Annotated in this window: 24 protein-coding genes and 1 pseudogene; 23 read left to right on the forward strand and 2 right to left on the reverse strand. The window is 39.7% G+C overall.

Annotated elements, in window-relative coordinates; all coding sequences use genetic code 11:
• Positions 1-70: 70 nt before the first annotated feature.
• Together GQR93_RS05545 and pepF are read left to right on the forward strand one after the other, a co-directional pair.
• Positions 71-1,219, forward strand: a complete 1,149-nt coding sequence (locus GQR93_RS05545) for a competence protein CoiA (protein ID WP_003555102.1) — start codon at positions 71-73, stop codon at positions 1,217-1,219.
• 40 nt (positions 1,220-1,259) lie between these two features.
• Positions 1,260-3,065, forward strand: a complete 1,806-nt coding sequence (gene pepF / locus GQR93_RS05550) for an oligoendopeptidase F (RefSeq protein WP_035444923.1) — start codon at positions 1,260-1,262, stop codon at positions 3,063-3,065.
• Between the two features lie 203 nt (positions 3,066-3,268).
• Here pepF and GQR93_RS05555 read toward each other — a convergent pair whose 3' ends face one another.
• Positions 3,269-3,895, reverse strand: a complete 627-nt coding sequence (locus GQR93_RS05555) for a DsbA family protein (RefSeq protein ID WP_003555104.1) — start codon at positions 3,893-3,895, stop codon at positions 3,269-3,271.
• A 429-nt stretch (positions 3,896-4,324) separates the two neighbouring features.
• Between GQR93_RS05555 and GQR93_RS05560 the strand changes: the two genes are divergently transcribed.
• From GQR93_RS05560 to GQR93_RS05585, 6 genes and pseudogenes are all read left to right on the forward strand, one after another.
• Positions 4,325-4,975 (forward strand): GTP pyrophosphokinase, encoded by a 651-nt coding sequence (locus GQR93_RS05560; protein ID WP_003555105.1) that lies wholly within the window; start codon positions 4,325-4,327, stop codon positions 4,973-4,975.
• On the forward strand, positions 4,956-5,768 hold the full coding sequence (locus GQR93_RS05565; RefSeq protein ID WP_003555106.1) for an NAD kinase: 813 nt from the start codon (positions 4,956-4,958) through the stop codon (positions 5,766-5,768). Before GQR93_RS05560 ends, GQR93_RS05565 begins: the two co-directional genes overlap by 20 nt.
• Entirely contained in the window at positions 5,761-6,654 is an 894-nt protein-coding gene (locus GQR93_RS05570; RefSeq protein WP_003555107.1) for an RluA family pseudouridine synthase, read from the forward strand. The genes GQR93_RS05565 and GQR93_RS05570 overlap by 8 nt, the downstream gene beginning before the upstream one ends.
• A gap of 12 nt (positions 6,655-6,666) precedes the next feature.
• A pseudogene (locus GQR93_RS05575) lies at positions 6,667-7,537 on the forward strand (methyltransferase domain-containing protein).
• Positions 7,530-8,042, forward strand: coding sequence for a tRNA (cytidine(34)-2'-O)-methyltransferase (locus GQR93_RS05580; protein ID WP_035444930.1), 513 nt, complete (start codon positions 7,530-7,532; stop codon positions 8,040-8,042). Before GQR93_RS05575 ends, GQR93_RS05580 begins: the two are co-directional and overlap by 8 nt.
• Before the next feature lie 141 nt (positions 8,043-8,183).
• Positions 8,184-10,496 (forward strand): DNA translocase FtsK, encoded by a 2,313-nt coding sequence (locus GQR93_RS05585; RefSeq protein ID WP_225430267.1) that lies wholly within the window; start codon positions 8,184-8,186, stop codon positions 10,494-10,496.
• Positions 10,497-10,635: 139 nt separating this feature from the next.
• Here the strand turns inward: GQR93_RS05585 and GQR93_RS05590 are convergent, their stop codons facing one another.
• On the reverse strand, positions 10,636-10,812 hold the full coding sequence (locus GQR93_RS05590) for a DUF4044 domain-containing protein (protein ID WP_003555119.1): 177 nt from the start codon (positions 10,810-10,812) through the stop codon (positions 10,636-10,638).
• A gap of 40 nt (positions 10,813-10,852) precedes the next feature.
• On the opposite strand from GQR93_RS05590, the gene GQR93_RS05595 reads away from it, so the two are divergent.
• From GQR93_RS05595 to GQR93_RS05665, 15 genes are all read left to right on the forward strand, one after another.
• Positions 10,853-11,236, forward strand: coding sequence for a DUF3397 family protein (locus GQR93_RS05595; RefSeq protein ID WP_003555122.1), 384 nt, complete (start codon positions 10,853-10,855; stop codon positions 11,234-11,236).
• A 286-nt stretch (positions 11,237-11,522) separates the two neighbouring features.
• Positions 11,523-11,948 carry a division/cell wall cluster transcriptional repressor MraZ gene (gene mraZ / locus GQR93_RS05600; RefSeq protein WP_035444932.1) on the forward strand — a complete coding sequence of 142 codons (426 nt, stop codon included), beginning with the start codon at positions 11,523-11,525 and terminating at the stop codon, positions 11,946-11,948.
• Between the two features lie 42 nt (positions 11,949-11,990).
• Positions 11,991-12,938 carry a 16S rRNA (cytosine(1402)-N(4))-methyltransferase RsmH gene (rsmH, locus tag GQR93_RS05605; RefSeq protein WP_003555131.1) on the forward strand — a complete coding sequence of 316 codons (948 nt, stop codon included), beginning with the start codon at positions 11,991-11,993 and terminating at the stop codon, positions 12,936-12,938.
• Between the two features lie 21 nt (positions 12,939-12,959).
• On the forward strand, positions 12,960-13,337 hold the full coding sequence (ftsL, locus tag GQR93_RS05610; protein WP_003555133.1) for a cell division protein FtsL: 378 nt from the start codon (positions 12,960-12,962) through the stop codon (positions 13,335-13,337).
• Positions 13,334-15,493 (forward strand): penicillin-binding protein, encoded by a 2,160-nt coding sequence (locus GQR93_RS05615; RefSeq protein ID WP_003555135.1) that lies wholly within the window; start codon positions 13,334-13,336, stop codon positions 15,491-15,493. The genes ftsL and GQR93_RS05615 overlap by 4 nt, the downstream gene beginning before the upstream one ends.
• Positions 15,494-15,542: 49 nt before the next feature.
• A complete protein-coding gene (mraY, locus tag GQR93_RS05620) occupies positions 15,543-16,502 on the forward strand; it encodes a phospho-N-acetylmuramoyl-pentapeptide-transferase (RefSeq protein ID WP_003555137.1) in 960 nt (319 codons plus the stop codon).
• A gap of 142 nt (positions 16,503-16,644) precedes the next feature.
• Positions 16,645-18,027, forward strand: coding sequence for a UDP-N-acetylmuramoyl-L-alanine--D-glutamate ligase (murD, locus tag GQR93_RS05625; protein WP_003555138.1), 1,383 nt, complete (start codon positions 16,645-16,647; stop codon positions 18,025-18,027).
• Positions 18,024-19,115, forward strand: a complete 1,092-nt coding sequence (gene murG / locus GQR93_RS05630; RefSeq protein WP_003555140.1) for an undecaprenyldiphospho-muramoylpentapeptide beta-N-acetylglucosaminyltransferase — start codon at positions 18,024-18,026, stop codon at positions 19,113-19,115. Before murD ends, murG begins: the two co-directional genes overlap by 4 nt.
• Positions 19,116-19,237: 122 nt before the next feature.
• Entirely contained in the window at positions 19,238-20,068 is an 831-nt protein-coding gene (locus tag GQR93_RS05635; protein ID WP_003555142.1) for a cell division protein FtsQ/DivIB, read from the forward strand.
• 107 nt (positions 20,069-20,175) lie between these two features.
• On the forward strand, positions 20,176-21,480 hold the full coding sequence (gene ftsA / locus GQR93_RS05640) for a cell division protein FtsA (protein ID WP_187117446.1): 1,305 nt from the start codon (positions 20,176-20,178) through the stop codon (positions 21,478-21,480).
• 24 nt (positions 21,481-21,504) lie between these two features.
• Positions 21,505-22,827 carry a cell division protein FtsZ gene (ftsZ, locus tag GQR93_RS05645; RefSeq protein ID WP_003555146.1) on the forward strand — a complete coding sequence of 441 codons (1,323 nt, stop codon included), beginning with the start codon at positions 21,505-21,507 and terminating at the stop codon, positions 22,825-22,827.
• Positions 22,828-22,891: 64 nt separating this feature from the next.
• Entirely contained in the window at positions 22,892-23,242 is a 351-nt protein-coding gene (locus GQR93_RS05650; RefSeq protein ID WP_003555148.1) for a cell division protein SepF, read from the forward strand.
• A gap of 33 nt (positions 23,243-23,275) precedes the next feature.
• Positions 23,276-23,563: a YggT family protein gene (locus GQR93_RS05655; protein ID WP_035444935.1), complete on the forward strand. Its 288-nt coding sequence runs from the start codon at positions 23,276-23,278 to the stop codon at positions 23,561-23,563.
• A gap of 21 nt (positions 23,564-23,584) precedes the next feature.
• On the forward strand, positions 23,585-24,379 hold the full coding sequence (locus tag GQR93_RS05660) for a YlmH family RNA-binding protein (protein WP_003555152.1): 795 nt from the start codon (positions 23,585-23,587) through the stop codon (positions 24,377-24,379).
• Positions 24,380-24,394: 15 nt separating this feature from the next.
• Positions 24,395-25,066, forward strand: a complete 672-nt coding sequence (locus tag GQR93_RS05665) for a DivIVA domain-containing protein (protein ID WP_003555154.1) — start codon at positions 24,395-24,397, stop codon at positions 25,064-25,066.
• Positions 25,067-25,239 lie beyond the last annotated feature (173 nt).

The raw sequence follows: 25,239 nt of genomic DNA on the forward strand, positions 1-25,239 counted from the left end.
TTTGTTGAAAATAAAAAAATGTGTCATATAACGGCGTAATTAACAGTAAATACATAAAAGGAGAAAAAATATGTTGGTTGCCCAGCTCAATGGCCAGTTGATTCAAGCAAATGAAATTAAGCTTAAAAGAAAGGATAAACATGAAAAAAGACGTTATGTTTGTCCCCGATGTCAAGAACCGGTTATGTTCAAGCATGGTCATTCAAGAATCGCTCACTTCAGTCATTTTTCAGTCAGCGAGTGCCCATTTAACGAAAATGAAAGTCAGGTCCATTTAGAAGGGAAAATCAGGTTTAAGAAAGAGTTTTTATCACTGGGGCATGAGGCAGTACTAGAGCATTCATTTACTCAGATCGGACAAAGAGCCGATGTCTATATTCCAGATTCTCAAACTGTGGTGGAATATCAATGCAGTCCAATTTCATTTTCAGAAATCAAACGACGAACACAGGGATACCTTAGTGTTGCAAAACGTGTATTTTGGATCTTGGGAGCACGTTATAATACCGGTATTTACCATCGGGATACGGTTGCCAGGTTTAGCAGATACCATCAACAACTCGGCTTTTACTTTGTCTGTTATTCAGATAAGGATCAGTATTTTCGACTTCATTATCAATTAAAAGAGGTTGCCGGAAAAATAATTGGTGAAACCCAGAACTTTCTTAATTTGAAGGCCTTGCTTCGATTTTTAAGAACCAGCCAATATTCTTCGAAAAAGTATCAGATTGGTCAAAATGCTACCCGCCGGCTGTTATTGCATCAGCTGAAAATGATTCAGCAAAGCAATTTAAACCGTAACCGGACATATCTAGAAAGTGTGACGGATTGTTACTCATTTCGTAAACTGTTTATTGGTTGCCCGATGATTTGTCATGGTAATAGGGGTAGTGGCCTGCCGATTTTTAACAAATCCGTGCTTTGTTGGCGAACATGGGTCATTTTACGGCTATTTGATAGTAATCGGACCCTACTGTCGGATGAATTTTTAAAGGGTATATTTAATATCAGTTATGAGCAGTTTGGCTTGGCTTTTGCGCAAATTGTCGATAACGAGCCATTTTTTAAGGCAGAATGCCGTCGACTGATTATTCAGCTACATGATCAAGGTTATATTCGTCATACCGTATCCGGTATTCAAATTTTAAAACAGCCGGTTTGGTTTTCTAACTATGACGAAAAGCGGTGGCATATTATGACGACGACACAATTCTTGTGATAATCTAGTGTTAATGACGAATATGAAGGGATGTAATGAAATGTCAGAGACACAGAAATTACCATTACGAAAAGATGTTCCAGCTGACTTAACCTGGGATTTAACAACCATTTATCAAAGCGACGACCAATTTGAAAAAGATTTTGTAAGTGTTGAAAAGACGTTGCCAAGTCTTAAAAAATTATCAGGGACACTGACTCAGGGTGCAGCAGCCCTGTTAACGGCAACAGAAACGATGCTGACTGCTGCCAGGAAGCTTGAAAAGGTTTATGTATACGCTCAGCTGAAAAACGATCAGGATACCAGTGAGGACGGTTATCAGGCCATGTACGCCAAAGCACAGGCTCTAGCAGCCCAGTTTGGGGCCGCAACCGCATGGTTTGATCCCGAACTGTTGAAACTCAATGATAAACAGATGACTTCTTACTATGAGGCACAACCCAAGTTACGGGATTATAAACGGTTATATGATCAAACCTTTGCAAAGCGCGCACATATTTTGAGCAATGAGGTTGAGGAGGTTTTAGCCGGAGCCGATGATATTTTTTCATCCGGTGAAAAGACATTTGGCGTGTTGGATAACACAGACCTTTCATTTCCAACGGTTACTGATGAGAATGGTCATCAGGTTCAACTATCCCAAGGTGTGTACGGTATTTTGCTTGAGTCAACGAATCGGGACGTTAGAAGACAGGCGTTTCAAAAACTTTATGAGGTTTATAGTCAATTTCAGCACACATTGGCTGCAACACTGACAACAAATGTTAAAAATCATAATTTTAAAGCAAACGTACGTCAATATCATTCAGCATTGGAAGCAGCCTTGTCCTCAACCGAAATTCCGGTAAAGGTATATGATAATTTAATTTCCGAGGTTAACAAGCATTTGGATCTTTTACATCGATATGTTGCGCTTCGAAAACGCATTCTGGGCTTAGACGAGTTGCATATGTATGATTTATATACACCGTTAATCGGGGAAAAATCACCTAAATACACGTTTGATGAATCTAAGAAGGTGGCCTTGGATGCATTACAGGTGATGGGACCCCAATATGTGAACCACGTTAAAGAAGAATTTAATAATCGATGGATTGACGTTGTTGAAAATCGTTATAAACGAAGTGGTGGCTATTCTTCAGGAACGTATGATACCAATCCGTTTATTCTATTAAACTGGAAGGACAATTTGGATAATTTATATACTTTGATCCATGAAACAGGTCATAGTATGCACAGTTATTATGCGTCACATAATCAGCCATACCAATATGGTGACTACTCGATCTTTGTTGCCGAAATTGCCTCAACAACCAACGAAAATATTTTGACGGATTATTTATTGGATAAATTTAAAGATGACGACAAGATGAAGCGGTATATTTTGAACTATTACCTTGATGGATTTAAGGGCACTGTCTTTCGCCAGACACAATTTGCAGAATTTGAGCAGTATATTCACGAGCAGGACGCAAAGGGACAGCCGTTGACGGCCAACTTCCTTGATAACTATTACCGTCAGTTAAATCAAAAATATTACGGTGAAAGTGTTATTTCGGATAAAGAGATTGGTTTGGAGTGGTCACGAATTCCACATTTCTACTACAACTTCTATGTTTATCAATATGCAACAGGATTTGCGGCGGCTTCGACACTTGCGGACAATATTGTCAATGGTGATGCCGAACATGTTGAAAAGTATCTTAATTACTTGAAGTCCGGGAGTTCGGACACACCGATTAATGTCATGAAAAAGGCTGGTGTCGATATGACGCAGCCGGAATATTTGGAGAAGGCTTTCAGAATCTTTGAAGAGCGATTGGATGAATTCGAAAAATTGTTTTAGATGAGTCACATCACAAAAAATAATTGAAGCAGGTATACGTGAATTTATTAGTGGCACTGTTTGTTTCACGTTTCACTTGTTAATAATAGTGACCACAAAAAAGGAAGCTGGGCAAAATGATTTTTGTCCCAACTTCCTTTAGTTACTAATAAAAGTCAATGATAAACCCGGAGATTTTTCGAGTCTACTGTCATGACTGAATTTCAGAAGAAACTTGATTGTGGGTACAAGATAGTCGCACCCTGATTATTTTGATGCTGTTTAATCAATTCTTCGAAATGATGAACAGATTTAACGCTTTGTGCACAGAATTTGAACATTGAGTTATAATCGAAGTCCTTGATTAACACGCCGTTATTATCAACTGCCGAGTTAAACAACACTGCAGTTGCCGGTTCATCTACCGACATTTCATGAACCATCCGTTGATCACATTTAAACATGTTTTCCGCTAAGCTGGATCGTCGGTCTTCTTCAAACATACGACAATCCAAACCATTATCTTCCGCCAAACCGTAAACCAAGTCATCATTATAATCGCGATCATTAAGTAATAATTCTCGCTGCAAGTCCATCAAGAAATGGCGCCCCAACTTTTTACCTTGGAAGGATGCCGCTTTTGAATCAAGAACAATGTTATACGGAAGCTTGCGATCAAACTGGTCGCCTGCTTTCGCTGCCATTTGATTGAGAATCTTGATATTTAACATGGAAATGAATCGAACAGAAACCTTGGTATTTAATTTGCGGGAAATGTTATCAATCGTTTTCTCAGCGTCGTAACAATGTCGATTTAACGGATCAATGAATAAATAAATTTCGAGAACCATAGTGCCCCTCCAATTTTTAATCGACAAATAAAAGTAATATACCAATTATTTACTTATCTAAGAATACCAAATTTTGAACTAAAAACAATATATTTGCTCATAAAGTGCGTAAAGTAATGTTGGCAACCAGTGAAACAAAAGGCGTTCATTAGTAAAAAACGTTTTTACTTTTTACTAATAATCTTTGCGTTCGAAAGACTATTAGTACAACGAGCCAAGCTGGGTGCACCTTATTAAAAAAATGACGTTTATAAATGCTGATTCCGTTTTGGGGAATCCTCATTTATTATGTTAAAATATAGTCTGATTGTAAAATTTAAAAACTGAGTCATTAAAAGAGTAGATTAAATAGTCGTTAGTCGGCTTAATTCATGATATTAATGAAAGACAATCAGATCTCTACTCATCAGAAAGATTGGAAGTGATAGCTTGGTTGAGGATTGGGATAACTTTTTAATTCCATACAAACAAGCTGTTGATGAATTAAAAGTTAAATTACGGGGGATTCGGGCCCAATTTTTAAAATTGGATGGCCGAAGCCCAATTGAATTCGTAACAGGACGGGTTAAGCCTGTTGATAGCATTAAAGAAAAGATGGTTCGTCGACATATTTCCGAAGACCGACTCGAAGAAGATATGGAAGATATTGCCGGTCTCAGAATCATGTGTCAATTTGTTGAGGATATTTATCAGGTGGTTGATTTATTGAGGAAACGCACTGACATCAATATTCTTGAAGAACGGGATTATGTTCATAACAAGAAGCCCAGTGGATATCGTTCGTATCATATCATCTTCGAATATCCCGTGCAGATGTTAAATGGTGAAAAAGTGATTTTGGCTGAAATTCAAGTCCGAACGCTTGCGATGAATTTTTGGGCCACGGTAGAGCATTCCCTAAACTATAAATATAAGGGTGAATTTCCGGATGACTTGAAGGTGCGACTTGAAAGATCCGCAGAGGCTGCATTTAAGTTAGACGAAGAGATGTCTGAAATCCGAGGAGAACTTCAGGAGACTAAAGGAGATTCTTCAGGCAATGATGTGAGGAAGTCATCAGATGAGAATAGCGATATATAGTAATTTGGGAGAAGCTTCAAATATTGTCGCAACTTCCTTAAAGAATCAAATTGAAAAGTCGTCCGATTTAGTCATTGATGGGCTTAATCCTGAAATTGTTATTTCAGTTGGCGGAGATGGGACGCTTCTTTCCGCCTTTCATCACTATCAAGATATTAATAATAAAGTCCGATTCATTGGTATTCACACCGGCCACTTGGGTTTTTATACAGATTGGCGGGACTATGAAGTCAATGATTTAATTGCCAGTCTGGAAAATGATAATGGTCAAAGTGTGACTTATCCTTTACTGGATATTAAGGTCAACTATCCCGGTGGTGGTTCGGCAGATATTGGATTAGCACTAAATGAATCTACTTTAAAGCAGATTAGTGGATCAATGGTTGCGGACGTTTATATTAAGAACCAATTGTTCGAAAGCTTCCGGGGAGACGGCTTATGTGTTTCAACACCAAGTGGTTCTACTGCTTATAATAAATCTGTCGGTGGTGCGATTATCAATCCCAGACTGAATGCCATTCAAATGGCCGAAATCTCCTCGATTAACAACCGGGTTTTTCGAACACTGGGATCCCCTTTAATTATTGCGCCTGATGAATGGATTAAAATTGTGCCAAAATCAACTCATCGAACTATCTTAACATGTGATCATCAAGTTATCACAACACGTAAAGTAGCATCAGTTGAGTTCCGGATTTCTCAAAAACGAATTGCTTTTGCCCAATACCGGCATACACAATTTTGGCGACGGGTCAGTAACTCATTTATCGGTGAGGTTAATTTGGATGACTAAGTTTACCTGGGAGTATAAAGGAAGCTCACCTATCAAAGTTCGAACCTTTATTATGGGCTACGGGATTACCCGAACACTACTCAAAAAGATCAAGTATCATGGTGGTCAGACATTGGTCAACGGCGAACCGTCATTGGTTAACCGTAAACTGATAACCAATGATGTTGTTACCGTTGTTTTACCGCCGGAACCCGAAAACGACAACGTACCAGCTTCCGACTTACCGATTCAAATTGTGTTTGAGGATGAACATTTTCTGGTGGTCAATAAATCCGCTGGCGTTGCTTCTGTACCGGCTCACAATCGAGCCAATGACTCTCTGGTTAACCGGGTAAAAGGTTACTATCAGCGTAACCATTATGCTAATCAGAAAATTCACATTGTCACGAGGCTGGATAAGGATACAAGCGGATTAGTTATTTTTGCCAAACATCACTTTGCCCATTCGGTTTTGGATAAACAGTTGAAAGATCATCAGATTAAGAAGACATATTTGGCGATTGTAGAGGGCGTTTTTTCAACAACTCATTTTGAGATCTACTTACCGATTAAGCGTGCAGCTGGCTCACTTGTTAAACGCCAAGTTGGGTTTCCAGGGAAAATGTCGGTTACTGAAGCATGGACCAAGCAACGATTGCGGCAACACACACTTTTAAAGCTTCAAATTCATACGGGAAGAACGCATCAAATTAGAGTTCATATGACGGCGATTGGTCACCCATTGGTTGGTGACTGGCTTTATAATCCTGAAGATAAGTCGTTTCCCCGACAGGCACTTCATTGTGCAGGATTAAGGTTTTTTAATCCATTTGCCGGGCATTTTGTTGACTGCCGGGCACCGCTTCCCGATGACATGAAAACCTATTTAGCTAGTCACGAAAGGTAGGCATCGTAATTTTTGAAAAAGATTGAAAAGGCAACTGCTTTTGTGAATGAAAATCGGAACTTGTTTCGTTGCCCGGTATGCGAGCGTCCTTTTGAGCGAGTTGACGGATTCAGCTTGGTTTGTCCAAATAATCATTCATTTGATATATCGAAAAAAGGTACACTGTATTTCTTGACCAAGTCAGCTAACAATGAATATGATAAGCAAATGTTGATTTCCCGTCAGCGTATTTTACAGGCCGGCCTGTTTGATGGTATTATCCAAAAAATCAGTACATTTTTAAAGGCTGCCCCGGAAACAATATTGGATGTTGGGTGTGGGGAAGGGACACCTTTGGCGCGGTTGTTGAGAAAAAGGGCCAATGCAGATACTGCTGTTGGTTTTGATATCTCAAAGGACGGCATTAACTTAGCAACCCAGCATGAAACCAGGGCGTTCTTTTGTGTTGCGGATCTTGCTCGCTTACCTTTTAACACTTCTGTTTTTTCAACAGTAATTGATTTATTTTCTCCTTCTTCGTATAGTGAGTTTAACCGGGTCATTAAACCAGGGGGGACAATTGATCAAAATTATTCCGAATAGCGGTTACTTGCAAGAACTACGACAGTTGCTTTATGGAACCGATCAAGCAAACAGTTCGTATTCTAATCAAAAAGTATTAGATTTATTTACAACTCATTATCCACACAGCAGTATCTATCCATTAAAATATCAATTTCAAATTCCTGCCGGGCTACAGCGTGACATGATGATCATGACACCCCTTCATTGGGGTCGCGGGCAAGACTCGCACAGTTCAGTACAACTTGAGACGTTGACAAAGATTACTGTTGATGTATCAATTTTAATTAATCATTTTAATGATGGAGGAAAAAATGGCTAATCATATTGTTTTATTTGAACCGTTAATGCCGGCTAATACCGGAAATATTGCCAGGACATGTGCCGGCACCGATACGATTTTAGATTTAATTGAACCTCTGGGCTTTAAGTTGGATAATAAGCATTTAAAGCGAGCAGGGCTTGACTATTGGAACAAGGTTCAAATTAATTATCATCAAAATTTACCCGAATTTTTGAAAACGGTTGAAAACCCAAAAAATCTTTTTTTGGTTTCCAAGTTTGCCAACCAAGACTATACTGATCCAGATTATTCAGATCCTAAACAGGACTATTATTTATTGTTTGGTAAGGAAACAACAGGGTTACCCGAACCCTTTATGCGAAAGAATCCGGAAAAGGCCATTCGAATTCCCCAAGACGATGATCATATTCGAGCATTGAATTTATCAAACAGTTGTGCAATTGTGATTTATGAAGTTTTAAGACAGCAAAGCTTTAATCATTTGGAGCGGACACATAAATATCCACATGATAAATTGAAATAGGAAAGTGGTTTATTTTGCATCAGCTAGGAGAAAGTTTCGTTCACACCCGATTTTTTTGCCTTATTAATGTGAAAAGGGGTGTAATGATCGTTTTCATGATGATTATTTTTTGTGAACAATTTAATTATTGAGGAGAAAAAAATGGCGACAAAGAGGACTCGTAAACGTACAACTAAAAAACGAGGTCGCCCAACCAAGGCCAAAAAGCCTGAAACCTTTTTCTCAAAATATGCAGTTAATATTTTGGGAGCGGTGGTGGCCGTTTGGGCATTGTTAGGCCTCTTTCATGCTGGTATTGTCGGGATATTAATGATTAATATTCTGCGCATTTTTGTTGGCATATTATACCCACTAGGGCTGCTGACTTTAATAGTTGGTGGGCTGTGGCTTGCCGGATTTTCTCGTTTGCCCAAGATTAAGGGAAGACATTTTTTGGGAATCGTCATGGTTGTGATCGGCGTTTTAACCTTTATTAGTCTGGTTGAATATGTTCAAACTGCCCAACCAGTTGAGTTTGTAGCCGTAAACTGGGGTAAGTTAACCGATGATATGATTTCCTCGAATACAACTTCCAACATTGGTGGCGGCATTTTATCGGCAATTTGTTTCTATCTTTTACATATGTTGGTTGGAAAAATCGGTGCGGGTATTATCAGCGGCTTATTAGTTGTTGCTGGTGGCTTTGTATTGTTTAATATTTCGTTTGGCAACGTCTTTTTGGCCATTCACAGGACAATCGCATTTATCGGCCATGCTTTTGGGGAAATCCAACAAAAAATACATTTATTAAGAGTGAAAAAAGCGACAGTTCAACCGGATCTTCAAGCAAAACAGCAACCCCTAAAAGAGCAAACTGATGCGTCAAAGGAAGAAAGGGCTGTTAAACCCAAATTTTCGACATCATCTATTACAATTTCCGGAATGCCGGTGTCGGATGAACCAAAAGATGATGTAAAACAGCCTCCAAAAGAGTCTGATACGGAACCAAAGCCAGAGCAGGACAAGTCAAATGATGTTGATTTGGTAAACGTTCAGGAAGACGATTCTTATAAATTACCAACATCTGATTTATTAACTCAGATGTCGCAGGATGATCAATCCGGTGAATTGAAGTCTATTGACCATAACGCAAAGGTGCTTCAAGAAACGCTCGACAGTTTTGGGGTCAAGGCTGAAATTAAGCATGTCAGTCTGGGTCCTTCAGTGACAAAATATGAAATTCATCCTGATATCGGAGTTAAAGTTAGTCGAATTGTTAATTTAACTGATGATATCGCACTTGCACTGGCAGCAAAGGATATTCGAATTGAAGCGCCGATTCCGGGAAAATCGTTGGTCGGGATTGAAGTTCCAAACAAAAAGATTGCGACAGTTTCGTTTAGAGATGTTGTTGAACATCAACCGGAAAATCATGGTCATCTATTGCAGGTTCCGCTTGGAAAAGATGTGAATGGAAATGTGATTGCAGCTGATTTAACAAAGATGCCGCATTTACTGATTGCCGGTTCCACGGGTAGTGGTAAATCAGTCGCAATCAACAGTATCATCACCAGTATTTTGTTAAATGCCAAACCAAGTCAGGTTAAATTAATGTTGATTGATCCCAAAAAAGTTGAGCTTGGCGTTTATAATGGTATTCCACATTTGCTTAGTCCGGTTGTTTCGGAACCCAAAAAGGCGGCTCGGGCACTTCAGAAAGTTGTTTCCGAAATGGAAAATCGATATGAACTGTTTGCTAAATACGGGCAACGTAAAATTAGTACGTTTAATGAATTTGCGGCGAAAAATAATAAAGACAATGATGTTAAAATTCAACCAATGCCATACATCGTTGTTATTGTCGATGAATTGGCAGACTTAATGATGACTGTTTCAAATGATGTTGAAGCAGCGATCATTCGATTAGCTCAAATGGGGCGTGCTGCGGGGATCCATATGATTTTAGCAACCCAGCGACCCTCCGTTGATGTTATTACAGGATTAATTAAAGCGAATGTACCTTCTCGAATTGCATTTGCCGTTTCTAGCGGAATTGATTCAAGGACCATTATTGATACTAACGGTGCTGAAAAATTGTTGGGACGCGGCGATATGCTCTTCTTGCCAATTGACTCAAATACGCCTATTCGAGTCCAAGGTGCCTTTATTCCGGATAAAGACGTTTCCCGAGTTGTTAAGTTCATCACAGACCAGCAATCGGCTGATTACGATGAGTCAATGATGGTTAGTGATGAAGAAATCAAGCAGGAAGATCAGCAGGAATCAGAGGACGATTTATTTGATGATGCACTGGAATTTGTGATTAATGAACAGAAAGCCAGTACATCGTTACTTCAAAGACATTTTAGAATTGGGTATAATCGTGCGGCCAGATTGATTGACGACTTACAAAATCGCGGTTATATCGGTCCTCAAAATGGCAGTAAGCCACGAGAGGTTTTCAAAAAGCCTTAGGAGAGCGAAGACATTTATGGCCTTATCCTGGTTTAAAAATCATCAAACGGCTGATGTGTTGGTATATATGATTGATGGCACAAAAAAAGACCGGCATCGTTTTTGATGTCCAGCCTTCTCCATTGCCTGATCGTTTTGGCTATTGTTGCTCCATAATCGTGATTACAGCTGAAGCTAATAATGAACCAACCGTTGCAATAATCATGATCCATACGAAAGTCAAAGTTATTTTTTGAAATGTTGTTCTCTTTTTACGCGCCAATATTTGCACCACTTTCTGATTATATTCAATAATTAGTCTAACTATCATTATCATTCATTGCAATACGTTTTGTCAAAATTAGGAGGGACGAGCGATGCAATTTCCTTCATGGGCGACCATGATAGCAGTGTTTTTCATGCAATTAGCTGTTCTTTTATTTATTGCTACTGTCATGATCTTAATTCGCAAAAAAATCATGCCCCACAAAAGGCTTAAAGTTGTACCGGTTGACCTGTGGCCGCCATTTATATTGTTTTTTATTCACCAATTAAGTGCTTCTGCCGCATCAGGATCGGTTATCCCACAAATTGTGATTATTTGGATGACAATTAGCCTGGTTGCGTTGCTTTGGCAAATTTTGACAGATAAAAAAATGACTTTTCGTCGATTTTTTGTTTTATTTTGGCGTTTAAGTGACCTAGTATTGCTTGTTAGCTGGATTTACACGTTTGTTTATATGATCATTCAAGCAGGTTAGCATGTGTACGGATAGTCGACTATTAATAATATTGCATATATAAACTTAGCTAAAATTTGGAATACTGAAAGTTTGAGGAGAAATCTTCACTTTCAGTATTTTTTTGTATCATTCCCCACTAATTCCCCACAACTGAAAATACCTATTCTAATAGTCATTATGAGGGACTGTATCCTTTTATGAAATCGTTTGTGACATTCTTTTTACAAAAATAGGGGCAGTGTGGTTGGTAGTGGGGAATTGTGGTAAAATGTGATTGCAAGTTGAAATAAAAGGGGATGTAGGGATGCTGCTTGGTGAATTTCAGCACAATATCGATGCCAAGGGGCGTATCATCATTCCCGCTAAATTTCGTCAAGATCTTGGTAACAAGTTCGTTATTACACGAGGGATGGATGGCTGTTTATTTGGTTATCCAATGAGCGAATGGAAAAAAGTTGAAGATAAGATCGATTCTCTTTCGGTCAACAAAAGAGATGTTCGAGCCTTTACTCGTTTTTTCTTTTCAGCTGCCGTTGAGTGTGAATTTGATAAACAAGGTCGAGTAAATATTCCTAGTATTTTAAGGAATTTCGCAAAAATCGAAAAAAAGTGTGTCGTTGTCGGCGTTTCTAACCGAATTGAGGTATGGAGCGAGCCTGCTTGGCATGCCTTTACAAGTGATGCCGCAGCTCATTTTGATGAAATTGCTGAAAACATCATAGATCTTTAGTCGTTATGACAAAAAAATAGTTAACTGAAAAGTGGTGATTGTATGTCTGGCTTTAAGCATGTGACCGTTTTATTGCATGAGGCAGTGGACGGCTTGGACGTTGATCCCAACGGTACATACGTCGATGCAACGCTAGGTGGTGGGGGACACACCACAGAAATTTTAAAAAGAATAGATAAAGGTCATCTCTATTCATTTGACCAAGACGAGGAAGCGATTTCATATAATCAACAACATCTTCGCCAGTACGTTGAAAATGATAAGTTGACCCTGATTCATGATAACTTTAGAAACATTAAGGGCGCATTGGCTGATCGGGGGATTTCCAAAATTGATGGGATTGTCTATGATCTCGGCGTGTCATCACCACAGTTTGATGAGGCAGGCAGAGGGTTTAGCTATCGTTTTGAAGCCCGTCTGGACATGAGAATGGACCAGGATAATCCAGTGGATGCCTGGAAAGTGATTAATGAATGGCCATATGAGAAATTGGTTCGAATTTTTTATCGATATGGTGAAGAAAAGTTTTCAAAGCAGATTGCCAGGAGAATTGAGCGAACTCGTGAAGATCATCCGATCAATACGACAACTGACTTAGTAACTTTGATTAAAGAAGCGATTCCTGCCGCAGCAAGACGGCATGGCGGTCATCCGGCCAAAAAGGTTTTTCAAGCAGTTAGAATTGCGGTTAATGATGAACTTTCAGCTTTAGAGGATTCATTGGAACAATCACTTGAACTTTTAGCAGTCGGCGGTCGAATCAGCGTCATTACGTTTCAATCGCTTGAAGATCGGCTTGTTAAAACCATGTTTAAAGAAAAGGCATCATTACCAGAATTACCACCTAACTTGCCGGTTATTCCCAAGGAACTTCAACCCAAATATAAGCTTATTACTCGAAAACCAATCATTCCAAATGAAGATGAATTAGCAGACAATCATCGTGCTCATAGTGCAAAATTACGAATCATTGAACGAACAAAAATCTAGTAGAAAGAAGAATACATAAGTATGGCACAAAATAATTTAGCTCGTAACCTTGCCCAAGAGGAACCACAAACCTACATTTCAACACCGAAACGGGTTCAAACACCAGAAATAGGTGCAAACCAACGTCTGGGATTGAATGCTTTTGAAAAAACGCTGATTGCTTGTGGAAGTGTCATGTTAACTGTGCTAATGTTAGTAGTTGTCTCGTCTAAAATTGCGCTGTCCGATTCTCAGCATCAGCTTCAGCATCTGGATACCCGGATTACGAATATCCACAATAATAATACAAACCTGCAGCAGCAAATTGGGGAGTTACAGAGTAGCAGTCGGCTTCAGAAAATTGCTAAAGAAAACGGCATGTCTCTTTCCAATGGAAATATAAGGAATGTTACTAAATGAAAGACCCATCTAATCGCTCTGAAGAAAATTTAAAAGCCCGAAAAAATCGAAAGCTCGTTGGAATTTCACTGCTTTTGATTTTTTTCATTGTCTTTTTTGTCCTCTCTCTACGTCTGGTCGTGATTGCAGTCGGCAAAAACGTGAAACACGTTAATCTGAACGAAAGGGCAGAGAAATTATACAATCAAACACAGACTTTAAAGGCAAAGCGCGGCACAATTTATGATGCAAACGGGGATCCGATTGCTGAAGATACCAGTACATATTCGCTTTATGCAGTTCTTGATAAGAACCAACGCGGCCTGAATGATAAGCCGCTGTATGTCGTTAATAAGGCCAAAACGGCGCGTGTTTTATCGAAGTATTTACCAATTACTCAAAAAAAGGCCTTGAAGATACTATCACCAAAGGACGGGCATCCATTTCAAGTTGAATTTGGCAGCGCCGGTACGAACATTTCTCTCATTACGAAGAAAAAAATTGATGCTAAACATCTCGCAGGGATCAACTTTGTCCAACAACAAGCACGTCTTTATCCTAACGGTGTCTTTTCATCTAATCTGATTGGGGTGGCCACCTCACAAAATAACAAAAAGACCGGTATGTCTGATTTGGTAGGACAAATGGGAATCGAACAGGCTTTTAATAAGCAGCTAGCCGGAACTAACGGGTTTAGGAATGCCGACTATGACGTTTATGGTTATAAACTACCTGGTAAAAAACAGAAGGAACGTAAGGTTAAAAACGGCGACAACATTTATACAACAATTGATTCCCGAATTCAAACGTTATTGGAAAGTGAAATGAATTCGGTTCAATCACAGGTTCACCCGGCATCTTTGAATGCGATTTTGATGGATGCCAAGACTGGAAAAATTGTAGCCGAGTCTCAACGACCAAGCTTTAACGCTGCTACTTTATCCGGTATTGGCAAGGCTTGGACAAATACATTTACATCCGATACATTTGAACCTGGTTCTACAATGAAAATTTTTACGTTATCCGCTTCAATCGATTCCGGCCATTTTCACGGAAATGATACTTATGAATCCGGTCGTTATTCAATAGACGGCAAGATTGTACCCGATTGGGACACGGCCGGTTGGGGATATATCACTTACAATAAAGGGTTTGCCCTTTCAAGTAACGTCGCTATGGCACATCTGGAACAACAAATGGGGCCCAAGACATGGAAAAAATATATTCAAAAATTCGGCTTCTTAAAATCAACCAACTCCGGGTTGCCAAATGAGTTGACGGGAAAAATTCAGTTCAATTATCCTATTGAGCAAGCCGATACGGCATTTGGTCAAGGAATTGAAATTACGCCGATTCAAATGATGCAGGCTTTAACTGCGGTATCAAATAATGGTAAAATGATGAAGCCGTACTTTATTTCTAAAGTAACGGATCCCAATACGGGTAAAACGGTTAAAAAGTATGGTCCTAAAGAAATCGGAACACCGATTCGATCATCAACCGCAAAAAAAGTCCGTGATCACATGCAGGATGTTGTTTATAAATCTTATGGTATTGGGCAGGATTATAAGATTAAAGGCTATCGAGTTGCGGCTAAAACCGGTACGGCACAGGTAAGTAACGGTTACGGTGGTTATGCTTCCGGCGATGACAGCTATCTTTATTCGGTAGCAGGGATGGTTCCTGCTAATAATCCACGTTATGTGATGTACATTACGATGAAGCAGCCCAAATTAACCGGTACCAAAACAGCTACCCAGTTGATGGCGGAAATTTTTAAACCGGTTATCGTTCGGGCTTTGCAAAATTCTAATACCAAGCAGACGGTGGTTAAGAAGCAAGTACCTTCTGTGGCCTATCAGACAACAACGGAAGCTAAGAAAGTGTTGAACGAGAAAAACTTTGAAGTTGTATCGATTGGTGATGGTGGAACAGTTATCAAACAATCGCCAGCAGCGAACACAACACTGGCTGAACGAAAGCGAGTCTTTATTCTGACGAACGGGACATGGAAAATGCCTCGAATTATTGGCTGGAATAAAAAAGATGTTGCTGAATTTTGTCAATTAACCGGATTGAAATTAGAATCTACGGGTTCTGGATATGCAGATAGTCAAAGTATTAACTTTTCGCAAACAATAAAAAAGGGCCAGACACTAAAGGCCAATTTTGAATAAAACAAAGAAGTCGTTTTAATATTATGGTTAAGGATGGGTTTGAAAGAAAATGGGGAATTGGTTAGTCTCATCAATCGGGGCATTTGTCATAACAGCACTTTTTATGCCCAGTTTGATTAAGTATTTTAGAAGTAAACACGAAGGCCAGATGATTCGTGAAGAAGGTCCAAGATGGCATGAAAAGAAGTCTGGGACACCAACCATGGGTGGTATTCTATTCATTATTGCAATTGTGATTGCTGATTTAGCGGTTGCAGGATTTCAAGGTGGGTTAACACCGACGCTATCAATTCTGCTGTTTGTTTTGGTCGCTTATGGATTGATTGGAATGTGGGATGACACTATTAAGCTATTCCGTCGCCAAAACGAGGGGCTGAAGGCATGGCAGAAACTGCTGGGACAGATTATTGCTGCAATTGTTTTTTCAATTGTCTATAGCCATGAGGGCTTTCCAATGGCTATCAAAATACCATTTGCTTCTGATTGGCGAATTGGATACTGGTATATCCTATTCATTGTGTTCTGGTTGGTCGGCTTTTCCAATGCTGTCAATTTGACCGATGGTCTTGATGGGTTGGTTTCTGGACTTGGAACTATTTCCTTTGCGGCTTACGGTATTATTGCGGCTGTTCAACATCAAAACGATGTTGCAATGTTCTGTTTTACCGTTGTGGGCGGACTATTGGCTTTCTTCATTTTCAACCACAAGCCAGCTAAGATTTTCATGGGTGATATGGGATCTCTGGCTTTGGGTGGCGCGCTTGCGTGTGTTTCAATACTGGTTCATCATGAGTTTTCACTCTTGGTTATCGGTATTATCTATGTTCTTGAAACGGCAAGCGTTATGATTCAGGTTGCTTCATTCAAACTAACCGGAAAACGTGTTTTCAAAATGACACCCATTCATCATCATTTTGAAATGTGTGGCTGGTCTGAATGGAAAATTGATATTGTTTTCTGGAGTATTGGATTGATTGCAGCGGTAATCAGTATGATAACGATTGTTTAAGGGTTGGTGTGAGACTGAGGTTTTGCTACCGACCTCTTTGAGTATCTATTTTTAAATCTAAAAAATAAAATATGTCAATAGCTGAGATAAATGAGTTAATTGATGTTTTAACTTCTTAGAAACAAAAGGGGATAAATTCAGGATGAAAATGATTGATGATTATAAAGGCAAGAGAATTCTAGTTTTAGGAGCTGGAAAAAGTGGCACACATGCAGCCGAGTTATTACAGCAATTAGGTGCAACAGTTGTTTTAAATGATGCCAAGCCAAGTGATCAACTTCCGGAAGTAGTCGAGTTGGAAGACCGGGGTATTAAGACGATTACGGGAAAGCAGACTGCTGATATTTTGGATAATCATTTTGACCTGATGGTTAAGAATCCGGGAATTCCTTATGATAACGAGGTTGTTGCCAGAGCTGTCAGTGAAAAGATGCCTATTATTACCGAGGTTGAATTAGCGGCTCAAATGACCGATGCCGAAATTATCGGTGTTACCGGTAGTAATGGAAAAACAACAACGGTTACAATGATTACTAAAATTTTAAACGAAGAACGTAAAAAGGGACATGCCTATGCAGCAGGAAATATCGGGGTCTCTGCCACTGAAACGGCTTTAAAATCAACAGCAGATGATACGATAGTCATGGAACTTTCCAGCTTCATGCTTCTTGGAATTAAAAAATTGCATCCTCACGTTGCAGTTTTAACGAATATTTTTTCGAATCACCTGGACTATCATAAAACTCGAAAAAATTATGTTAATGCTAAAATGCGTATCACAATGAACCAAACACCAGATGACTTTTTTGTTGTTAACTTTGACTCTGATGAGTGGCGACAGTTAAGCAAGCGATCCAAAGCTCAGATTGTCCCGTTTGCCCGTACGTCAGAAATTGATCGGGGCGCATACGAAAAAAACGGCAAATTATATTATAACGATGAATTTATTATGAATGCTGACGATATTAAAGTGCCGGGTCAGCAAAATGTCGAGAACGCGCTTGCTGCAATTGCAACCGCAAAGATTTTGGGGAAATCTAATCTGGCAATTACAAATGTTTTGGAGACGTTTACGGGTGTGCGTCATCGAGTTCAGTTTGTATTGGAAGCTGATGGCCGCAAATTCTATAATGACTCCAAAGCTACTGACATTGAGGCGACTCAAATCGCACTTGAGGGATTTGACCACCCCGTTGTACTCTTGGCGGGGGGGTTAGATCGTGGCTATACATTTGATAAAATGGTGCCACAATTTAAACAGCACGTTAAGGCCGCTGTTTTGTTTGGCCAAACAGCCGACTTGCTGGAAGAATCGTTACAAAAAGCCGGCGTTAAGAATATTACCAAGGTAGATAATTTAGACGAAGCAGTGCCAGCTGCTTATCATTATAGTGATTCTGGAGACATTATTTTACTGTCACCTGCCAATGCCAGTTGGGACCAGTTCAAAACCTTTGAACAACGTGGCGATGAATTCATTAAGGATGTTGAGAAATTGACACATAAGCAGGAGGAAAAACAATGAGATTAATTATTTCCGGTGGTGGTACTGGCGGTCATATTTATCCCGCTCTTGCGATTATTGAAGATTTGATGAAACAGGAACCTGATTCAGAGGTGCTATACGTTGGTTCTGAACGTGGCTTGGAAAGCGCCATTGTACCGAAGCAGGGGATCAAATTTGTCGCTTTACGGATTCAAGGATTTAAGCGGTCATTGTCTTTGGAAAATTTAAAAACGGTCGCGTTGTTCCTAAAAAGTGTCCATGAATCAAAAAAAATGATTAAAGATTTTAAGCCGGACGTCGTCATTGGAACAGGAGGCTACGTTTCAGGAGCAGTTGTTTACGCAGCTGCCAAAGCACATGTTCCTACAATCATTCATGAGCAAAATAGCGCCGTTGGTTTGACAAATCGTTTTCTGAGCCGATACGTTGATAAAATTGCAATTGGTTTTCATGAAGCAAAGGCCCAGTTCCCGGAAGAAAAAGTTATTTTTACGGGAAATCCGCGTGCACAGCAGGTCGCTCATATGCATAGCGATTTCAAATGGTCGTCAATTGGCCTAAAAGATGATGAAGCAACGGTACTGATTTTTGGCGGCAGCCAGGGGGCACCTGCCATCAATAATGCCGTTATTGCATCAGTCAATGAATTTAATAAACGAACCTATCAGGTCGTCTTTGTGACAGGTCAAAAGCGCTATGATGGTGTTATGGAGAAATTGGGTAAGACTCAAATTAAGGATAATATCAAAATTTTACCGTATATCAACAATATGCCACAGGTACTTCCCAAGGTTGACTTGATTATTGGTCGTTCGGGTGCAACAAGCATTGCGGAAATTACCGCTTTGGGTATTCCGGCAGTTTTGATTCCCAGCCCGTATGTTACGGCAGATCACCAGACGAAGAACACAATGAGTTTGGTCACAAGGGGAGCCGCATTAATGATTAAAGAAGCCGATCTTAATCCTAAAAATTTATTAAAGGCGATTGATCAATTAATGCATGACTCGGATGAACGTGAGAAAATGTCAGAAAACTCAAAGAAACTCGGCGTTGTCAATTCAGCTGATCAAATTTTGGATATTGCACGTGGATTGATAAGATAACCGGACTTAGAGTGAGCAGCGATAAAACTAATTTGTTTGACAGAATTAAATTTGTTAGATAAACGGGGAATCCGCGATTAAATCATTTTGATTAAGTCACTTGCTGACAAGGGGGAACAACTATGGGCAGGAAAAACGATCATGATGAGGAGCTGACGCCTTGGCAAAAAGCTTCCGGTCAATCTTCTTTGGGGACTAATTCCCCAAAGAAGAAAATTAAGCGTCGACTCGTTAAGGACTATCAAATTCGGAACTTTAGACGAATGTGGCCATTTATTATAATATTTCTGATGATCATTTGTGCCATGGGATTCTTGATTTCGCCAATCAGCAGAGTTAAAAGTATCAAAATAAGCGGTAACGAAATTGTCAGCATTAAGCAGATTAAGCATTACTCTCCTGTTAAAAAGGGTATGTCTCTTTTTGGTGTTTGGGGTAAAACGGATAAACTTGCTGGGGAATTAAAAAATCGGAGTCAAAGAATGCAGTCTGTTAAGATTAACCTCGTTAACTTCAATCGAATCCATATTAAAGTTGAAGAGTATCCGACAATTGGTTATCTTTATACCGATGGAGGATACCAGCCTATCTTAAAGAGTGGGGTTATTATTAAAAATAAAGTGCTTAATCCTCGTGATGGGTTTCCGGTTTTGAAAAAGTTTAAGAATCCCCGGACGCTTCGGCGAACGATCAGACAATATCGGCGGATCAGCCCCCCGGTTCGAGCTGCAATTAATACGATCAGTTATTCACCGGTCAAAAGCAACCGGGATCGGGTATACTTACAAATGAATGATGGCAATAAAGTTTTTGCATCAATTTCCAGTTTTGGCGACAAAATGGATTATTACCCAAGTATTAATGCAAAGCTGAAAGTTAAAAGCATCATCAATTTGGAGGTGGGGGCATATTCCTATCCGTTAACGAAGCATGAATCAAAAGTTAAGTCGTAAGAATACAGGTGATTATTAGCGTCAATTAGGCTGTTTCCGTCGTTATCATTGTGTTAAACTTATGTTATGTTCAGAAAATATTCTAGATGTGGAGGTTCCTTACATATATGGATAATTCGGGTTTATATGTGGGACTTGATATAGGAACTACCTCAATAAAAGTAATTGTTGCAGAAAAAGTTAAAGGGCAACTGAACGTTATTGGTGTGGGGAATGAGCCTTCTAACGGTCTCAGCCGTGGCGTGATCGTTGATATAGATCAGGCCGCTGAAGCTATTAGGAGTGCAGTAAGTCAAGCTCAAGAAAAAGCAAGTATTGAAATTAAAGATGTTATTGTCAGTGTTCCGGCGAACATCTTGCGAATTGAAGACTGTAACGGGTTGGTCACTTTGGATGACCAATCTCGTGAAATCACGGTCGAAGATGTTCGAAATGTGGCGGTGTCTGCGTTAGGTACCAGTTTGCCTCAAGAACGCGAAGTCATAGACATTCAACCGGAAGAATTTATTGTTGATGGCTTTGACGATATTAAAGATCCTCGGGGAATGGTCGGTGTCCGCTTAGAAATGCGCGGGAAACTCATTACAGGATCAAAAGGGATTATGCACAATTTAAAAAAGGCGGTTGAAAAAGCCGGCTTGAACATTATCTCCACGGTTTTGACGCCTTTAGCAGAAGGTCATGAAATTTTAAATGATGGCGAACAAGATTTTGGTACCATCATTATTGACCTCGGCGGTGGCCAAACAACCGCTTCTGTTATTCACGACCACCAATTAAAGTACGCAACTACTGATCCCGAGGGTGGCGAGTACATTACAAAAGATATATCAATTGTTTTAAATACCTCAATGGAAAATGCTGAGAAAATTAAGCGAGATTACGGATATGCCGATTCACTGCAGGCATCGGCTGATAATCAATTTCCAGTAGACATTGTTGGTCAAGCTGAGCCAACCTACATTGATGAAAGATACTTAGCTGAAATTATTGAGGCCCGTCTAAGTCAGATTTTTGATCGAATTAAAAGCCGACTTGATCAAGTTCAAGCACTTGAATTACCAGGTGGAATCGTTTTAACCGGTGGCGTTGCCGCACTTCCGGGAATTGCTGAGTTGGCGGCTGATCAATTCAATACGAATGTCAGAGTTTATATTCCGGATCAGATGGGACTGCGGCATCCGTCGTTTACAGCTGGACTGTCCCTTGTCTCATATTTCTCAGATCTCTCGGATGTTGATATGATTGTTCGATCAGCCGTTGGTGCTACATCAACAAAAGTTCCAAAGCTAACAGACCCGCAAGATACTCAAGTTCCTGTGTCGAGTAAATCAGACAAACCGAAACGAAAAACACAGAAGAAAAAACGTGGCGAAGGAATCAAAAATTTCTTTAGCGATTTCTTTGATTAGCACTTAAACGGAGGTAAAATAATTATGGAATATTCACTTGATTCCACCGAAAATCACGGTGCAGTAATTAAGGTCATTGGAGTTGGTGGCGGTGGTAGTAATGCTGTTAACACAATGATTAGTTCAGATGTAAAGGGTGTAGAGTTTATTGTTGCAAACACAGATGTTCAGGCGCTCTCTACATCTAAAGCAGAAACAAAAATTCAACTCGGACCCAAGTTAACCAGAGGATTGGGAGCAGGTTCCAATCCGGAAATAGGTGCAAAAGCTGCTGAAGAAAGTGAACAGGAATTATCCGAAGCACTTGAAGGCGCAGATATGGTTTTTGTCACTGCCGGAATGGGCGGTGGTACCGGTAACGGTGCAGCACCGATTGTAGCTAAAATTGCTAAGGATCAGGGTGCTCTGACGGTTGGGGTTGTTACTCGTCCGTTCTCTTTTGAAGGTCCTAAGCGCAGTAAATATGCTGATGAGGGTGTTTCACAGTTGAAGGATAATGTAGATACACTTATTGTCATTGCAAATAATCGCTTATTGGACATGATTGATAAAAAGACACCTATGATGGATGCCTTTAAAGAAGCTGATAACGTTCTTCGTCAAGGCGTTCAAGGTATTTCAGATCTAATTACAAGTCCGGGATATGTTAACTTGGATTTTGCTGATGTTAAAACAACTATGCAAGATCAAGGCTCGGCATTAATGGGTGTGGGAGCTGCTAATGGCGAAGATCGAACGAAGAAAGCAACTGAGAAAGCAATTTCATCACCATTACTTGAAGTTTCCATTGACGGTGCCGAGCAGGTACTGTTGAACATTACGGGTGGACCGGACCTATCACTATTTGAAGCTCAGGATGCCTCAGATATTGTTTCGCAAGCGGCAACCAGTGATGTTAACATTATCTTTGGGACATCAATTGACGAATCACTTGGAGACGAAGTGCGGGTAACTGTTATTGCAACAGGGATCGATAAGAAAGCAGCAGAACAGGGGAGATTGGAAACACGTCGTACGCGGACGGCTTCACCTTCTGCTCGACCACAATCCAGTGCACACCCCCGTCAATTTGATGGTCATCGTAATTCTTCCCAGGAGACTAGCAATAGCAATTCAAGTGCTAATGACAGTCATACTGATCCTTTGGGAAACTGGGATATTCGTAAGCAGCCAACTACTGCCCGACCATCTGTTCCAGAAAATGACGAGTTTAATGACGTTGAGAAAAAGGATTTTGATCCGTTTCAGCCTGACGTCAATTCAGATAAATCGGGCAAAACTGATAATGATAATTCACAGGATGATATTCCACCATTCTTTAAGCACCGTCGTCGTAACAATAAATAATGAATCTCAGTTAATGTAGAGACGGCGCTTATTTGAGCATGGTGAAATTCGAAAGGAAACAAACATGTCAGAAAAGTTTAATTTTGCGAATTTTTTTGGAATGGAATCGGATAAGCCGAAGAATGAGGATGCGAAACTAGTGGATAATGTTGTGCCTTTAACACGAAAAGATTTAGAAACTAACCGTAATATTGTGGTTTTTGAACCCATCAATTACACAGATGTTGACACCATTGCTCAAAAGTTATTGGAAGATAGCGCTGTTATCATCAAACTCGGTAAGCTTGATATTAAATCTGCTGAAAGAATGGTTGATTTCTTAAATGGTGTTTTGTTTGCAATTCATGGTACTATTGATCGTCTTGATAAGAACATTTTTATTTGTTCACCTAAAAATTTTAAGGTCACTAAGTAGCTAAGTTTTAAACAAGAGATAAGGGGTATTTTATTGGTATCTGTAATCGCGTCTATCGTTTGGTTATTAAATAAGCTTATCAGCATTTATATGCTGGCAATTGTTATCTATGCATTGATGAGTTGGTTCCCAAATGCTTATGGTACCGCATTTGGTCGCTTTCTTGGCCGAATTGTTGAACCGTTTGAACGATTGTTCAATTTTGCGTCCGTTGGGATGATCAGTTTTGCGCCTGTTGTCGCACTGATTGTGTTATCCCTAGTTCAGGGTGGTATCACCTATTTGGGGAATCTCATTATTGGATATGGTTATGGGTATTAGTTAGAAGAGGGGTATTTAGCGATGGCTGTTGATGCAAACGTTTCTCAACATTTTCGACCTGATGAAGTGCCGTTTCTTGAGTCAATTGACCATTTAAGTGGGCAGGTTGAAAATGAATATCGGCCTATTTTGACTGAGTTTTTAAATCCCAGACAACTCTATATTCTTGAATCAATCATTAATCGCCATGATGGCATTCATTTCTCAACTTACGGTGGTTATTCAGGTGCTGAGTTGCAACGGGCAATCGTCTATCCTGAGTATTTTACGCCTAAGACGGATGATTTCCGCATCACTGCGTTTGAGATTGATTATCCAAGTAAATTTGCGACACTGGCACATGGAAAAATATTGGGATCATTGATGGGTGCCGGTATTGAGCGAAATGTGGTTGGCGACATTATTACGGACGGTCTTAAATGGCAGTTCATGGTGCAATCCGAAATGGCAGATTATGTCAAAGCACAAGTTGATCACATTGGCAAAATTAAAGTCAAGCTTGAAGATATCTCACCAGAAGGGGTCATTACACCCGTTGATGAAAGTGAAACGTTAACAACAACTGTTTCTTCTCTCAGAGTTGATGCTCTGATTAGTGACGGTTTTCATATTTCTCGTCACCATGCTAAAGAATTAGTCGATGCTGGTGATGTTCGGATTAATTGGGTTGATACGACGAGGCCGGATTTTGAATTATCGACAAAAGACATTATTTCTGTGCGGGGATATGGACGAATTGTCATCAAAGAAATTACCGGAATGACGAAAAAAGATAAAATTAGGATTATCATAAGTGTGTATAACCGGAATAAATAGGAGGATTGGTTCATCATGGTATTAAGTCCACAGGATATTCACAATAAAGAATTTTCAACGAAATTGAGAGGGTACAATATCGACGAGGTCAATGATTTCCTTGACCAGGTCATCAAGGATTATCAGATTATTTTGGAAGAAAATAAGGATTTGAGATCTCAATTGAGTGAATCGAAAGATAAACTCTCGTATTTCAATGACCTGAAGGACTCGTTGAACCAGTCAATTTTAGTTGCACAAGAAGCTGCCGATAAGGTTAAGAGCAATTCGAAAAAGGAAGCCGAGATTACAAATCGTGAAGCCCAAAAGAAGGCTGATGACATTGTTAAAACCGCTGACGAAAAATCGACTCAAATTCTTGAAGAGGCTTCTAAACGTGCTAAAAAGCTGGCAATTGAAACTGACGATCTCAAGAAAAATACTCGAGTATTCCGTCAACGACTTGAGGTCATGCTTGAAAGCCAATTAGCGGTTATTAAGGGCTCTGATTGGGATCACTTGGTCGAAGATGGGCCTACGACAACCTATGAAGATATTGAAAAAGTTGTTGGAGATCTTGACAACCCTACAAATTCAGATGTAGAATCAGGAAACAAACAGGGTAATAATGCTGACGCAGTTGAAAGTACGCCGACAACCGATGATAAACTGCAAACAGTTGTCATTTATCCTGACAGTCAAAAATAATAATAATTAAATCGATCAGAGACCAGAAATTAATCAACCGAAACATTAGCGAGCTAAAGATGGTGAAAGTTTAGCAGTCACCGGTTGTTTAACAGATCAGCTCTATTACATATCGATTGTTATAAAGAGATAGGATTATTAAATCCTAAAATTGGGTGGTACCACGAAGATTT

The sequence above is a fragment of the Lentilactobacillus hilgardii genome, from assembly GCF_009832765.1.
Lineage (GTDB): Bacteria > Bacillota > Bacilli > Lactobacillales > Lactobacillaceae > Lentilactobacillus > Lentilactobacillus hilgardii.

Bases quoted from the DNA above. Each gene is read 5' to 3' on its own strand.
- GQR93_RS05545 (WP_003555102.1), top strand. From the start codon at position 71: ATGTTGGTTGCCCAGCTCAATGGCCAGTTGATTCAAGCAAATGAAATT.
- pepF (WP_035444923.1), top strand. From the start codon at position 1,260: ATGTCAGAGACACAGAAATTACCATTACGAAAAGATGTTCCAGCTGAC.
- GQR93_RS05555 (WP_003555104.1), bottom strand. From the start codon at position 3,895: ATGGTTCTCGAAATTTATTTATTCATTGATCCGTTAAATCGACATTGT.
- GQR93_RS05565 (WP_003555106.1), top strand. From the start codon at position 4,956: ATGAGAATAGCGATATATAGTAATTTGGGAGAAGCTTCAAATATTGTC.
- GQR93_RS05570 (WP_003555107.1), top strand. From the start codon at position 5,761: ATGACTAAGTTTACCTGGGAGTATAAAGGAAGCTCACCTATCAAAGTT.
- GQR93_RS05580 (WP_035444930.1), top strand. From the start codon at position 7,530: ATGGCTAATCATATTGTTTTATTTGAACCGTTAATGCCGGCTAATACC.
- GQR93_RS05585 (WP_225430267.1), top strand. From the start codon at position 8,184: ATGGCGACAAAGAGGACTCGTAAACGTACAACTAAAAAACGAGGTCGC.
- GQR93_RS05590 (WP_003555119.1), bottom strand. From the start codon at position 10,812: ATGATAATGATAGTTAGACTAATTATTGAATATAATCAGAAAGTGGTG.
- GQR93_RS05595 (WP_003555122.1), top strand. From the start codon at position 10,853: ATGCAATTTCCTTCATGGGCGACCATGATAGCAGTGTTTTTCATGCAA.
- mraZ (WP_035444932.1), top strand. From the start codon at position 11,523: ATGCTGCTTGGTGAATTTCAGCACAATATCGATGCCAAGGGGCGTATC.
- rsmH (WP_003555131.1), top strand. From the start codon at position 11,991: ATGTCTGGCTTTAAGCATGTGACCGTTTTATTGCATGAGGCAGTGGAC.
- ftsL (WP_003555133.1), top strand. From the start codon at position 12,960: ATGGCACAAAATAATTTAGCTCGTAACCTTGCCCAAGAGGAACCACAA.
- GQR93_RS05615 (WP_003555135.1), top strand. From the start codon at position 13,334: ATGAAAGACCCATCTAATCGCTCTGAAGAAAATTTAAAAGCCCGAAAA.
- mraY (WP_003555137.1), top strand. From the start codon at position 15,543: ATGGGGAATTGGTTAGTCTCATCAATCGGGGCATTTGTCATAACAGCA.
- murD (WP_003555138.1), top strand. From the start codon at position 16,645: ATGAAAATGATTGATGATTATAAAGGCAAGAGAATTCTAGTTTTAGGA.
- murG (WP_003555140.1), top strand. From the start codon at position 18,024: ATGAGATTAATTATTTCCGGTGGTGGTACTGGCGGTCATATTTATCCC.
- GQR93_RS05635 (WP_003555142.1), top strand. From the start codon at position 19,238: ATGGGCAGGAAAAACGATCATGATGAGGAGCTGACGCCTTGGCAAAAA.
- ftsA (WP_187117446.1), top strand. From the start codon at position 20,176: ATGGATAATTCGGGTTTATATGTGGGACTTGATATAGGAACTACCTCA.
- ftsZ (WP_003555146.1), top strand. From the start codon at position 21,505: ATGGAATATTCACTTGATTCCACCGAAAATCACGGTGCAGTAATTAAG.
- GQR93_RS05650 (WP_003555148.1), top strand. From the start codon at position 22,892: ATGTCAGAAAAGTTTAATTTTGCGAATTTTTTTGGAATGGAATCGGAT.
- GQR93_RS05660 (WP_003555152.1), top strand. From the start codon at position 23,585: ATGGCTGTTGATGCAAACGTTTCTCAACATTTTCGACCTGATGAAGTG.
- GQR93_RS05665 (WP_003555154.1), top strand. From the start codon at position 24,395: ATGGTATTAAGTCCACAGGATATTCACAATAAAGAATTTTCAACGAAA.